This window comes from Nocardia sp. CC213A, from assembly GCF_030766805.1.
GTDB classification, from domain to species: domain Bacteria; phylum Actinomycetota; class Actinomycetes; order Mycobacteriales; family Mycobacteriaceae; genus Nocardia; species Nocardia otitidiscaviarum.
The window spans coordinates 138,552-151,693 of record NZ_JASFXA010000003.1 but is presented as its reverse complement, the minus strand read 5'-3'; the positions used below and the strand labels follow the sequence as shown (position 1 = coordinate 151,693).

At 66.0% G+C, this 13,142-nt stretch carries 9 protein-coding genes; 6 read left to right on the top strand and 3 right to left on the bottom strand.

Going from position 1 to position 13,142, the window contains the following annotated elements:
• Positions 1–2: 2 nt before the first annotated feature.
• The 3 genes from QJS31_RS06635 to QJS31_RS06625 all read right to left on the bottom strand — a co-directional run bounded on the left by QJS31_RS06635 (position 3) and on the right by QJS31_RS06625 (position 3,492).
• On the bottom strand, positions 3–767 hold the full coding sequence (locus tag QJS31_RS06635) for a response regulator (RefSeq protein ID WP_306356200.1): 765 nt from the start codon (positions 765–767) through the stop codon (positions 3–5).
• Positions 768–834: 67 nt separating this feature from the next.
• A complete protein-coding gene (locus tag QJS31_RS06630; protein ID WP_282778480.1) occupies positions 835–2,310 on the bottom strand; it encodes a glyceraldehyde-3-phosphate dehydrogenase in 1,476 nt (491 codons plus the stop codon).
• A 90-nt stretch (positions 2,311–2,400) separates the two neighbouring features.
• Complete coding sequence (locus QJS31_RS06625; protein ID WP_306356199.1) at positions 2,401–3,492, bottom strand: serine hydrolase; 1,092 nt, start codon at positions 3,490–3,492, stop codon at positions 2,401–2,403.
• An 81-nt stretch (positions 3,493–3,573) separates the two neighbouring features.
• On the opposite strand from QJS31_RS06625, the gene QJS31_RS06620 reads away from it, so the two are divergent.
• The 6 genes from QJS31_RS06620 (at position 3,574) to QJS31_RS06595 (ending at position 12,578) form a co-directional block, all read left to right on the top strand.
• The gene (locus QJS31_RS06620) at positions 3,574–3,960 is read left to right on the top strand and encodes a subtilase-type protease inhibitor (RefSeq protein ID WP_282778476.1); all 387 of its coding nucleotides are present in this window, start codon (positions 3,574–3,576) and stop codon (positions 3,958–3,960) included.
• Positions 3,961–4,055: 95 nt separating this feature from the next.
• A complete protein-coding gene (locus tag QJS31_RS06615) occupies positions 4,056–4,394 on the top strand; it encodes a YbaB/EbfC family nucleoid-associated protein (RefSeq protein ID WP_306356198.1) in 339 nt (112 codons plus the stop codon).
• Between the two features lie 21 nt (positions 4,395–4,415).
• On the top strand, positions 4,416–5,090 hold the full coding sequence (locus QJS31_RS06610; RefSeq protein ID WP_039811755.1) for a hypothetical protein: 675 nt from the start codon (positions 4,416–4,418) through the stop codon (positions 5,088–5,090).
• A gap of 7 nt (positions 5,091–5,097) precedes the next feature.
• Positions 5,098–7,035, top strand: coding sequence for a putative T7SS-secreted protein (locus tag QJS31_RS06605; protein ID WP_306356197.1), 1,938 nt, complete (start codon positions 5,098–5,100; stop codon positions 7,033–7,035).
• A 167-nt stretch (positions 7,036–7,202) separates the two neighbouring features.
• Positions 7,203–11,228 (top strand): DUF6531 domain-containing protein, encoded by a 4,026-nt coding sequence (locus QJS31_RS06600; protein WP_306356196.1) that lies wholly within the window; start codon positions 7,203–7,205, stop codon positions 11,226–11,228.
• A gap of 801 nt (positions 11,229–12,029) precedes the next feature.
• On the top strand, positions 12,030–12,578 hold the full coding sequence (locus QJS31_RS06595) for a hypothetical protein (RefSeq protein WP_306356195.1): 549 nt from the start codon (positions 12,030–12,032) through the stop codon (positions 12,576–12,578).
• Positions 12,579–13,142 lie beyond the last annotated feature (564 nt).

The window sequence follows — 13,142 nt, the reverse complement described above, 5'->3', positions numbered from 1 at the left end:
CGTCAGGACCGCTGCCAGGACATGCCCGGTGAGCGTTGCCCGGCGCGCAGCACCTCCGGGTAGCCGTTGCGTCGGCACCAGCTCACCAGGTAGCGGGAATGCAGTCCGCACCACCGGTAGACGGCCCCGAGGGTCAGCGGCAGCGCCGGATCGTGTTCGGCCCGCTCCCTGATGATCGGCCCCAGATAGACGTTGGTGATCTTGTTGGCGGTGTTGCGGCCCACCCCGGCGGCGTGGGCGAGACTGGACGCGTCGGTGGCCCGTCCCGCGGCGATGGCCCCGGCCATCCGGCCCGCGGTCGCGCCGCGTTTGCCCTGGAAGCATTCGTACAGCGAGCGCGGTCCGCCGGGCGTCGGCGATCCGCCGCGGCGTGGGGCGACGGCCGCCGTGCGGATCATGGCCAGCAGGACGTCCACCCCGGCCGACTTCTCGAAGACCCCCACCACGGCCGGTGACAGGCGCGCCTCGTCCAGGTGGTCCTGCTCCATGGTGTGGCCCTGCGCCGCGAGCAGCACCCGCGGATCTCGATCGATCAGTGCCACCATATCGACGACATCGAGGCCGTCGAAGCTGTACTCGAGTTCCGGTTTGTTCCAGATCAGGTCGGCGACAACCACATCGAAGCGGACCGTATCGGTGATCGCCGCCAGCACCTGCCGCCGGTCGGCGGCCACCGCCACCTTGGACACGCCCGGCGCCTGCCGCAGGATCGGCTCGACGACCTTCCCGAGCGGAGAGGCGACCAGGATTCTCATCCCCGTCCCCACGCGTCGAGTCTATCCCGTGGTCAGCGCGAAAACCCGGGCGGTACCCGGGTTTTCGCGATCGCACCGACTACTGGGCGACCAGTTCCGGAATCTCGGCGGCGCTGTCGTGACCACCCGTGCGCGGGTAGGTCGGGTACTCGATGCCCGAGATGTACTGCACCGTGCGCACCACCTGGCACGAGTAACCGAATTCGTTGTCGTACCACAGGTACAGGATCGCGGTGTCGCCGTCGACGATGGTGGCGTTGGCGTCCACGATGGAGGCCGCGCGCGAACCGATGAAATCGCTGGAGACCACATCGGTGGCGGCGGTGTAGTCCAGATTGCGGCTCAGCGGACCCGACAGCGACACCCGGCGCAGGTACTCCAGCACCTCCTCGCGCGTGGTCTCGCGCTGGAGCTGCAGGTTCAGGATCGCGACCGAGACGTCCGGGGTGGGCACGCGGATGGAATTGCCGGTGATCTTGGCCTTGAACTCCGGCATCGCCTTGGCCACCGCGGACGCCGCACCGGTCTCGGTGAGCACCAGGTTGAACGGCGCGGAACGACCGCGGCGGTCGGCCTTGTGGAAGTTGTCCAGCAGGTTCTGGTCGTTGGTGAACGAGTGCACGGTCTCCACGTGGCCGCGGACGATACCGAATTCGTCGTCCATGGCCTTGAGCGGCGGGACGATGGCATTGGTCGTGCACGAGGCACAGGACACGACGCGCTCCGACAGGTCCAGTCCGCGGTGGTTGACCCCGTGCACGATATTCGGCACATCGCCCTTGCCCGGTGCGGTGAGCAGCACCTTGGCGATGCCGGGGCGCAGATGCTGGGCCAGGCCCTGCCGGTCGCGCCACTTGCCGGTGTTGTCGATGAGGATCGCCTCGTCGATGCCGTAGGCGGTGTAGTCGATGGTGGTCGGGTCGTCGCTGTAGATGAACCTGATCACATTGCCGTTGGCGATGATCGCATCGTTCTCGGCGTCGACCTTGATCGTCCCGTTGAACTGCCCGTGCACCGAATCCCGCCGCAGCAGCGAGGCGCGCTTGGCCAGATCACCCTCGCCGCCCTTGCGCACCACCACGGCCCGCAGATTCAGCCCGTTGCCGGAGCCGGTCTTCTCGATCAGCAGTCGCGCCACCAGCCGCCCGATCCGCCCGAAGCCGTACAGCACCACATCCCGCGGCCCCTGCTCGGCCTTGTTGCCGTCGGTGACCTCGGCCAGCACGGCGGCCGTGAACTCGGCCACCGACCGCCCGCCGCCCTCGGCACGATAGGCCGTCACCAGCCGCCCGAGGTCGATCTTGCACGGCCCCAGATCCAGCCCGGCGAGCACCTCGAGGAACGGCAGCGTCTCCTCGATCGACAGCTCCTCCCCCTCGATCTGCCGCGCGAACCGATGCGTCCGCAGAATGCTGATCACCGACTTGTTCACCAGCGATCGGCTGTGCAGGAGAATGGTCACCCCCTTCTCCCGATACAGCTTCCCGATAATCGGAATCATCGCCTCCGCGGAAGCCTCGTGAGCGTTCCAGCGGTCAAGGTGCTCGGTAGTCAACACACGTCCTAGGGGTGTCCTCGATCAGTACGAAAATCGACTCTAGCCAGGCCCGCGGTATCACACGGGCCCGCCTTCCCTTTGTGAGGTTCAGCCCGCGCACATGGCGGACCGGACGAACCGGTCCACGGCGGCGGTGAAGCCGTAGCCGGTGGTGTCGGTGATCGAGAGTGCGACGCTGTGGCTGCCGTCGGGGCTGCGCAGGGCGAGGGAGCCGAAGCCGTTGACGTAGCCGTTGTGGCCGTGGCCGTGGCAGCCGGGGGCGAGGCGGAATTCGTAGAGGCCCAGGCCGTAGCCGTAGGAACCGTTCACGTGCCGGAAGGCGCGCATCTCGGCCAGCAGATGCGGGGGCAGCAGGCGGCCGTCCAGCAGGCCGGTGAGGAAGGTGTGCAGGTCTTGGGTGGAGGAGACGATGCCGCCGGCCGCCCACACGTACGAGGGGTTCTGGTCGGTGACGTCGGTCAGGCCGCCGCCGTAGTCGTAGTAGCCGTGGGCGTGCGGGCCGAGAATGCCATCGAAGGTCTGCGGTACACCGGTGCCGAACATGAGCAGCGGCAGCGTGATCCGGGTGTAGATGTTCACGTGGTACGGCAGCCCTGACGCCCGCTCGATGAGCAGGCCCGCCACGATGTAGTTGGTGTTCGAATAGGCCCACCCGCTGCCCGGCTCGAATTGCAGCGGCTTCTCCGTCGCCCACCGCACGAAATCGGGCGGCTGCCAGGTGCGCCGGATATCGCCGAGCGTGTCACCCACCATCGGCGGGTAGCCACCGCCACCGTTGAGATAGTCGAGCAGGCCGCTGCTCTGCGCGAGGACCATGCGCACGGTGATCCGCGGATCGACCCCGAATTCGGGCAGCCAGCGGCTCACGGGATCGTCCAACCCGATCCGGCCCTCGCCGACGAGCTGCAACAGCGCGGTCGCGGTGAACGTCTTGGTGATACTGCCGATGCGGAACCGCCCGCCGCTCGGCACCGGTTCCGGCCGCCCCAACCGCACCACCCCCGCGGACCCGTCCCACACTCCCGCGGGCGTGCGCACCTGCGCCTGCACCCCCGCCGCCCCATGCGCGACGATGTCCTCCAGCGCCCGCTGCCAGCCGCCGGGTTCGGCGACGGCGGACGTGTGCGCGGATCCCGCGCACAGCAGAGCGGCGGTGAAGACGAGCAGAACTCGACGCATTTCGCGCACAGTAATAGTCAGACCGCATCGAGTACGGTCAACACGCCCGACACACCCCCAACGACCGAAGGAGCATCCCCCATGCGCGCCCTGTTCCCGATATGCGTGCTGGCCGTCGCGGTCGTGGCGGTCAGCGGTTGCGCCGACTCCGATCCGGAACGCACCGAACTGACATTGACCGTCGCCGCTCCGGACAACCGCGACACCGCCCGCACGGTGACCCTGCGATGCTCACCCGATGTGGGCGGCGACCACCCCGCCGCGGACCGCGCCTGCGCCGAATTGGACGCCGTGGACGGCGACTTCGACGCACTGAACGTCAACCGGCAGGCCATCTGCACGCAGGAGTACGACCCGGTCGTCTACGCCGCCAGCGGCACCTGGCGCGGCCGAGCGGTCGCTTTCACCAAGACCTTCCCGAACGACTGCCACGGCAAGGGCGCGACCGGGAGCGTATTCGACTTCTGAGCTCGGGAGAGTGATCCGCGGAACAGCGCCGGAAGGTCCTGATCGACACCGGCGTGGATTACCATCGGGCACGACGCCGAGAGGGGGTGGTGAGCGTGGCCGCGGAACAACAGGGTGCCCACGCTCAGCGAATCGACCGGGCCATGTCGACGGTGCGCGGACGTGCCGAGGCGTCCGGGGGCATGGTGATCGTCGAATCCGATGCGTACGGGACGATCACCGACCTCCAGATCTCACCCGCCGCGATGACCGTCGAACCCGCCCGACTCGCCGCGGCCATCACCCGGTGCCATGAACGCGCCAGGGAGGAAGCCGAAGCCGCCGCGGCCGAACTGCTCGGGCAACTCGCCCGGGACAGCCGTCCAACACCGCCCGCCGCGGCGACCGAGCAGTGGGAAGACGCTGCCCCGGTCCGGATCACGTACCGGCTGTAGGAATGACGAGGGAGGGCGACAGTGTCGGTTGACGGGTTGCAGGTCGATCCGGCGGCGTTGGAGCAGACCGCCAAGGGCATCAACGGCATGATCGACGCACTGGCGGAGGTGGGGATCAAGGAGACCGCGTCGTCCGGGCGCGGGTTGGCGCTGCTCACCCTGTCCGCTCTGGAGGCGGGCAAGCAGTCGGTGCAGTCCGAATTCGAGTCCTACACCGAGCGGTGGTCCTGGGGCGTGCGGGCGCTGGTGCAGGCGGGCAATCAGATCGCGCAGGCGCTGGGCCTGAGCGCGGGCCGCTACCAGGCCATGGAGGACAAAGCCTCCACCATGTTCAAGGTGCTGTGGACCAGCATGGCGGGCAACCCGCACCTGACCAAGGACCAGATCGCCGCCCGCGACTGGGGCGAAACACTCGCCGACAACTCGTTCAACCACATCCGCAATCCCGACTACAGCCGCGAATCCTTCGACCGCGCGGCCCTTGCCGCGCAGATGAATTGGGAGATCGTGCAGGCCGTCGGCCCACAGGCGGCCGCTAACCTGGGCGTGCTGAGCAATCCGGCCACGATCGGCACGGGCGGTGCCCCGGACGGACTCCCCGCGCCGGGCTGGAATACCGGCGCGGCCGCCCAGGTCGAGCAGATTCAGCAGAAGTACGCGCCACTGCTGAATCCACAAGGCGGCCAGGGGGAGTAGTCCGGGCGTGGGTATCGGGGACTGGCTGGAGGACAAGGCCAATCAGATCGGGGAGGCCGTCGAGAACGCGGCCGAATCCGCCACCGCGGCGGTCGGCGAGGCAATCGACGACGTACTCGACGTCGGCGCGGACGCCGCCCGCTCCGTCGGCTGGGACGGGGTGGGCGAGGCGCTGGACGACGCCGGCGACCAGGTGTCCTCGGCGCTGGGCGGGGCGGTCGAGGAGCGGGAACTCGGGGAGACCGAGGACCCCAAGGAGCTGATCCGCGGCGAACCGTCGGCGATCACGGAGGCCGGAAACAGTCTGGGGAAGCTGTCGCAGGCGGCCGATCAGACCGGTGAGGGGTTGCGCGCGGTCGGGAACATCAGCGACTGGCACGGCTTGGGCGCGGACGGGTACCGGGTGGGATTCTCACCGCAGCCCGGCAATTGGACCGAGGCCGCCGATGCCTTCACCGATGCCAAGACCGCGCTCGAGGCCTGGGCTTCGGCGGTATCGGCGGCCCAGGGTCTGGCCGCCGACGCCATCGCCGAATGGAAGGCAGCGGTGCAGGAGCGGCGGCGGGTGCTGGCCTGGTGGAACTCGCTCACCGACGAGCAGAAAGACCGGGCGACGGTGACCGACACCTGGTCACCGCGCTTCCAGGCCGCGCGCGACATCCTGTCCCGGGCACGCACCAATCGCGACACCGCGGCCGATCAAACGGTGGCCTCGTTGTCCGCGGCCAAAGCCGCGGCGCCGGAGGAGCCGCCGTTCGTCTCCCGCATGGCGGCCAACCTCGAAGACGCGGCGCAGATCGGCGAGTACGCGAATCTCAGCTTCACCGACGGTGTACTCAGCGGGGCGTCGGGGCTGCTGCAATTCGTCCGCAAGCTCAACCCCACCGACACCTACAACCTGACCCATCCGGGTGAGTACCTGGAGAACATGTCGAATCTGGCCGGGGGCCTGGTGACCACCGCGGCCGATCCGGGGCCGATGGTGGACGCGCTGATCGACGACGCGCGGGCCAATCCGTTCGAAGCCCTCGGCACCGTGGCCTTCGATGTCGCGACCGCCGTTCCGACCGGCGGTGCCGGACTGGCCGCCAAAGCGCCGTCGCTGCTGAACAAGGTCGACAATCTGGCCCCGTCGGTCCGGCCGAGACCCGAGGTGCCGACCCGCGCACCCGTCGATCGGGCCGCGCCGGAAGGGTTCAGTCCCGCTCCGATCCGGCGGCCACGAATCCGCGTGCCGATATCGATACTACTGCGCCGCAACGGGATACGCCCGGCACGGACGCTCCGCCTCGTGACGCCGACGCCCCGGTGCAAGACCGGGGCGCGGGCGCTGCTCCAGAACCGGATCGCCCCGACTCCAGTGTGCAGGCCGCCCAACATGATCAGCCAGCCCCGGCGCGCGAACAGCCCGCCGATCGCGCGGATGACGACGGGCAGGTCGAGGTGTCCGCCGATCAGCCTCGGGGTGAACCGGATTCGCCCGCGACGCGCCCCGATCCGACACCGGAGGCACCGGCGCAGCGCCCGGACACTCCCTCGGCGGGACCGGCCCGCGTCGATGATCCCGGCACGCCGGGCACTCGCCCGGACTCCGATCCGCCGGGGCCACTGCGCGATACCTACACGCCGCCCACACATCCGGACATCTCCGATACCCCGGGCGCGACGCGACCCGACGTCGATCCGGCCACGACACCCCGCGATACCGCCCCGGACGGGCCGCGCGGCAACGACCCGGCCGGTACGAACCCGCCGCAGAACCAACCACATTCCGATCCGGCCGCGAATCGACCGGAGCAGCAGCCGCATTCGGATACCGACGTGGATGCGGGCGACAGGCAGCCGGACTCCACTCTCAGCCCGGCATCGACAACTCCGGACAACCCGCACGCCGACAACAGCGGACGCACACCCGCAGACGCGGCGACCCGTCCCGACAGCATGAGCCCGGCCGACACGCCCGGCACCCGCACATCCGACACGACCGCACCCGCCCACACCCATTCGACACCCGCCAACACGCACACTGCCCCGCCCCGCGACGCCCCCACGCCGCGCGCTGATCCGGCGCCCGGTCCCGCACGCGCCGACACCCCGGCGAGCCGAGGGCCGGTGTCCCCCACCGCGACAACTCCGCACAGCCCCGCCCCGCGTCCCACTCCGGACGCTCCGGCCGGTCCACGCGCCCAGCCCGGGGATACGAATCCGCGAACCAACCTGGACGCCGGGACTTCCGCCCGCCCGCTCCCCGACAGCCCGAATGCCCCGCGCGCCGACCTCGCACCCGATACGCGACAGGCACCCGATCAGGGTTCGGCACCCGACCGCCACCCCGCCGACGGCCGCGAACCGGACACGCGAAACGACGACGGTGCCCGGGACCGCGACACCGACGACCATCGTGACCAGAGCGACGACGGCCGCGACGACACCGGCGACCGCGATACCGATCCCAACCGTGACAACCAAGACGGACAAGAGGATTCGCACCAGTCGGATCCCGATGTGGCCGACGCCGCGAAGGACCCCGCGCATACCCAGACCGACGCCGATGTCGCCAAATGCGGCGACCCAGTCGATGCCGCGACCGGTGAATTCCTACTCCCGGAAACCGATCTCACGCTGCCCGGCGTGCTCCCCCTGATCCTGACCCGGCGGCACCGCTCGAACTACCGCTGGGGCCGCTGGTTCGGCCCCACCTGGTCGTCGACCTTGGATATGCGCGTCGTGGTCGACGAGCACCAGGTGACCTTCCTCGGCGAGGACGGCCTGCTGCTGGCCTACCCGCACGCCGATCCCGGCATCGCGGTGGAGCCACTGGTCGGCGGCGCGCGATACACGTGCGCCCGCACCGATACCGGCACCTACCGCGTCTCCGATCCTGAGCGCGAAATCATCTGGCATTTCAGCCCGGATCCGGAACTCGACGGGCTATTCGGGGTGTACCCGATCTCCGCGATCACCGACCGCCACCACAACCGTGTTCGCTTCCACTACGCCCCCGACGGCACCCCGACCGCCATCACGCACACCGGCGGCTACCACATCGAGGTCGCCACCGATTCCGCCCTCGGACGCGTGACCGGCTTGACCGTCGTCGACACGACCAGCCCGGACGGTCCCGAATCCAGGACCGCCGTCCGCCGATTCGACTATGCCGCAGGCAATCTGGCAGCGGTCACCAATGGTTCCGGCGCCACCACCCGCTACACCTACGACGACCGTGACCGCATGCTGTCGTGGACCGACTCCCGCGGCACCACCATGGTCAACACCTACGACAGCGCCGGTCGCGTCATCCTCCAGCACGGCACCGACGGCGTCCTCAACGCCGGATTCGACTACCTCGACTACCCCGACGGCACCGGCCACATCACCCGCCACATCAACTCCCAGGGTGCCGTCACCACCCGGGGTTTCGACCACGACCTGCGCGTCCGCGACATCATGGACCCGGCGGGCGGCCACACCCGCATCGACTACAACGCCGACCGCCGCCCCCTCCAGGTCACCGCCCCCGACAACGCGGTCACCCGCTACACCTACTCCCCCGACGGCGACGTCACCCGCATCGTCCGCCCCGACGGCCGTTCCATCGATATCGCCTACGCCTGGCGCAACCGCCCCGAAACCATCACCCACCCCGACGGCACCACCGCCCGCCGCGACTGGGATGCCCACGGAAACCTCACCGCCACAACCACTCCCGGCGGCATCCGCACCACCTACACCTACCACCCCAACGGCGCGGTAGCGACCGTCACCGAACCCAACACGGCCCGCACCGCGGTCACCGTCGACGCCGCGGGCCTCCCCGTCACGGTCACCGACCCCCTCGGAGCCACCACCCACATCACCCGCGACGCCTTCGGCCGCCCCACCGCCGTCACCGACCCCCTCGGCCACACCACCCGCTACCACTGGTCCCCCGACGGCAAGCTCCTGCGCCGCCTCGACCCCGACGGCCACCACGAGTCCTGGACCTACGACGGCGAAGGCAACCTCCTCACCCACACCAACCGCGCCGGCGGCATCACCCGATTCACCTACGCCAGTTGGGATCTCCCAATCTCCCGCACCGACCCCGACGGCGCCACCACCCGCTACACCTACGACACCGAACGCCGCCTCACCTCGGTCACCAACCCCCTCGGCCACACCTGGCACTACCGCTACGACACCGCCGGCCGCCTGATCTCCGAAACCGACTACAACGGCGCGACCACCACCTACACCCACGACCCGGCCGGCCGAGTAGCCACCGTCACCCCCGCCACCGGCATCACCCGCCACCACCGCTACGACATCCTCGGCCGCCTCACCGAAATCACCACCGACTCCGGCCACTGGCGCCGCTACACCCACGACCCCCTCGGCCGCCTCCTCTCCGCCACCAGCGGCGAAGCCGAAACCCCCATCCACACCCTCGATTTCACCCACACCCCCGACGGCCAACTCGCCACCCAAACCCTCGACGCGGGCACCCCCATGCGGTTCGAATACGACCCCCTCGGCCGCCGCGCCCGCCGCATCACCCCCACCGGCTCCGAAACCCGCTGGCGCTGGGACTGGTCCGGCCGCCCCACCACCCTCGAAACCGACGGCCACACCATCGGCTTCACCCACGACCCAGCGGGCCGACTGACGGAATGGACCATCGGCGAACTCGCGATCACCCACACCCACGACCCCCTCGGCCGCCTCCAACAACAAACCGTCACCGGCTTCCCCACCCTCCTCTCCACTCTCGGCCTGGACAACAGCCCCCGCCCCGAACCCCGCCACCTCCGCACCGACGAATACACCTGGCGCCCAGACGGATACATCACCACCCACACCACCCACACCGAAAACGCGACCACCCACGTCGACTACACCCTCGACCCCATCGGCCGAGTCAACACCCTCACCCGCAACGGAGTTCTCGCCGAGCAGTACGGCTACGACGCCCTCAGCAACATCACGGAGAGCTACACGCCGGGTGCGCCAACCTCTCCCACCCCCGAACCACCCGCCGCCACCCTCAACCAATCAACCATCGGCAGCACCCGCCGCGAATACCACAACAACCTCCTGATCCGAGACGGCCGCACCCGCTACCACTACGACGCAGCGGGGCGCCTGATCCGCAAAACCGCCGCCCGGTTGTCGCGAAAGCCAGCGATCTGGCACTTCCGTTACGACGCTTTCGATCAGCTGACGGATGTGTGGACTCCGGAGCAGGAGTGGTGGCGCTACACATATGACGGGCTTGGCCGACGTAGTTCAAAACAGAAACTCACCACCAATGGCACCGTTCTTGAGCGCATTGATTTCACGTGGGATGGAACCCATCTCGCTGAACAATCCTCAAGTGGCGTGTCAACCCGTTGGCACTATCAACCCGGCACCCATACACCACTGACGCAGTCCACGATCAACCGCGGTTTCTACGCTGTTGTGTCCGACCTCGTCGGTGCTCCCACCAACCTCGTCGACCCGATCAATGTTGAAGCCCGCGCCACCGCAACTACAGATCTCTGGGGTGTTACTACCTGGGCTGGCGTGACCACGCTTCTGCGTTTTCCCGGTCAGATATACGACCCCGAAACCGGGCTTCACTACAACCTTCACCGGATTTATGATCCCGCCACCAGTCGATACCTCACCCAAGACCCCATCGGGCTCGCACCTGCGTCCAACCCGAATATCTACCCCCACAACCCCACAACGTGGAGTGATCCACTGGGGCTGGCGCCAGAAGCGTGCAGCTACCGGGACTTCGCACACGGTACGTCTCAGCGACACGCGGAAAGTATCGTCGGCAATGGGTTGAGCGCCGAGGAAGGACGGGCTGCTACACACCGCGGACTAATGAGTCGCCCTGGTTCTTTCTTCACCCACGAAGTCGACGGCGGCAACTCGCCAGGCGTCCAATCTGCATACGAATGGGGGTTGCGGGTGGATCCCAACTCTCCTTCTACCGTTATCATTGGGAGGTTGCCTGAATCGATATACCAGCAGCTTGTCGACAGTGGATTGGTAAAGGTCAGAGATGCAGGCGAGGGAGTACCCGCAGAGACGATCTTCCACCCCGATTCATTTGAGGTGTTGAATCGCGAAATGGAGTGGATAGCCAAGTTTACACCCGGACATTAAGGATAAGGTTGCTGATATGAATTCCAGTTCCAATGAGTACTCCTCGTCCAATATCCGAAAGACGAAATGGGGTGACTTCAGAAGGTGGGACGATGGCCAATGGGAAACGATCTGGCACCTCAGCTTCACCGAAGCGCAGGACCGCGGGACCACGACAATACACCAAGAGGAACTAATAGGTTTTAGATCCGAATTGGATATTCACGGTACCCACAATGGAATACTCCGCGTTGTGACGCGCGAGTGGGCCATGTCGGCAGAATACTACGGACCCACCTTCAGGTCTTTCGCTATCGTCAACGACACGATTGCAGAAATTGCGACGATCCAGAATCTACCGAGAGACTGGTATGCCCCGTTCCGGAATCGAAATCGGCCCTAACCCCAGAAGCGAGAGCTGAGTTCTCTCATTCGATAGTTCACGAGCAAACGGATGAACTTGCGCGAGCGACGAGCCATCAGCAGAGCCTCGACTGCGACCGCAGATTGCGTCCACCATGAATGGGTGCGGATTTTAAAATTGGTTCGGTACGTCGCTCGATCTCGGCTTTCGTGTCGCGACTATCGCCAGTAAATCGAACATATGAGCGATACCGCCGAGCTCGAGTACACTAGCGACGAAGCTGGTGGCGCGACTGCAAGCGGTCCACGCCGAGGCGATGGCTGACGACCGGGACGTATCAGGACCGATGCCTGCTGGTCACCGTGCGATTTACCCGACACGGTCGATGACACTGTCCGAGTTTCAAGACCTGTACGCCAGCCTGCCCTGGCAGTACGGCGGGAGGATCAAATAGGTGAATGATGGATTCCGATTCAGCCTGGGGCAGCTTGGTCGAAACAGAGCGGGAATACTATCGCCTCAGACATAAGCTATGGTCATCACCTGATGCCGAGAACGGATTCCGAGCAGCCTTGAAGAATATCGAACGAAGAGGCACCGCGCTGCGCGTTCTCCAAGATGCACCGGTGGAGCTCATAGCGGCACTGTTTACAGAAGTGTTCGATTTAACGCTAGGCGATCCAGAGAATATCGGACCCGCTAGAGCCGCACTACTGCGACTCAACAGAAATACGCTGCTCGATAAGCTACATCGACACATTGAGGAACTACTCAACCGCGATAATCTAACAGATTGGGAGTACCGACGAGTATGTGAACTCCTAGAGGAATCCGCAGCTTTCGAGCTATTGCGAACTATTGTTGAGAATGCGTCAACCTCTTCAGACCTAGATATCATAGAAGTGGCTGAAGATTATCAGCAGAAAGCAACAAAACCGATACCAAGGCCGCCACCATCTCTGCAATTAGATCACCAAACCATACCTATTCCTAAACCAAGAGGATAGAATGAGCGGTACAGCTGAAATAGACAGCAACCTTCGGGACGCACTGTCGTCAGCCGGCCTTGAAGTCGTTTCCGCTGCTCAGTTGCATCACATTTATTCCCAGCAGGTAATTAGCACCGTTGCCCGGTACGAAGTCGAACCCAGGTTCACAGTTCCCATTGCGTCGCCCAATCCTATCGATGAATTGGACCGACTTTGGACGAGTGAAGCTCACAACACAGGCATCTTCTCGGATGATGGAAAATTCTTACTGGGACTTCCTGGGCGAGGCTCTCGACACCAAATCCTACATGTGCGGGACCTCATTCGAGAACACCTTCCCTCTCGGATTGCTGGCGTAACTGGATCCCCGGAATTCGATGCGGTATCTCTGGATGAGACTAGACTGTGCTCGGTCTCAGAAGAGGAGTACCACTTCTGGATAGTCAGTCTCACTCTCGATCAGCATAACGAATCTACACCCCGATCCGCTCCGGCTGACCATGAGCTCTTATGCGACTTCATAGCCGCAGGCTGCTCATTCCAAGACACCATTTCGCACATTCGAGCCTCAGGCGCAATACC

Coding starts and splice junctions, on each gene's coding strand:
- QJS31_RS06625 (WP_306356199.1), bottom strand. CDS start 3,492: ATGCGTCGAGTTCTGCTCGTCTTCACCGCCGCTCTGCTGTGCGCGGGA.
- QJS31_RS06620 (WP_282778476.1), top strand. CDS start 3,574: ATGCGCGCCCTGTTCCCGATATGCGTGCTGGCCGTCGCGGTCGTGGCG.
- QJS31_RS06595 (WP_306356195.1), top strand. CDS start 12,030: ATGATGGATTCCGATTCAGCCTGGGGCAGCTTGGTCGAAACAGAGCGG.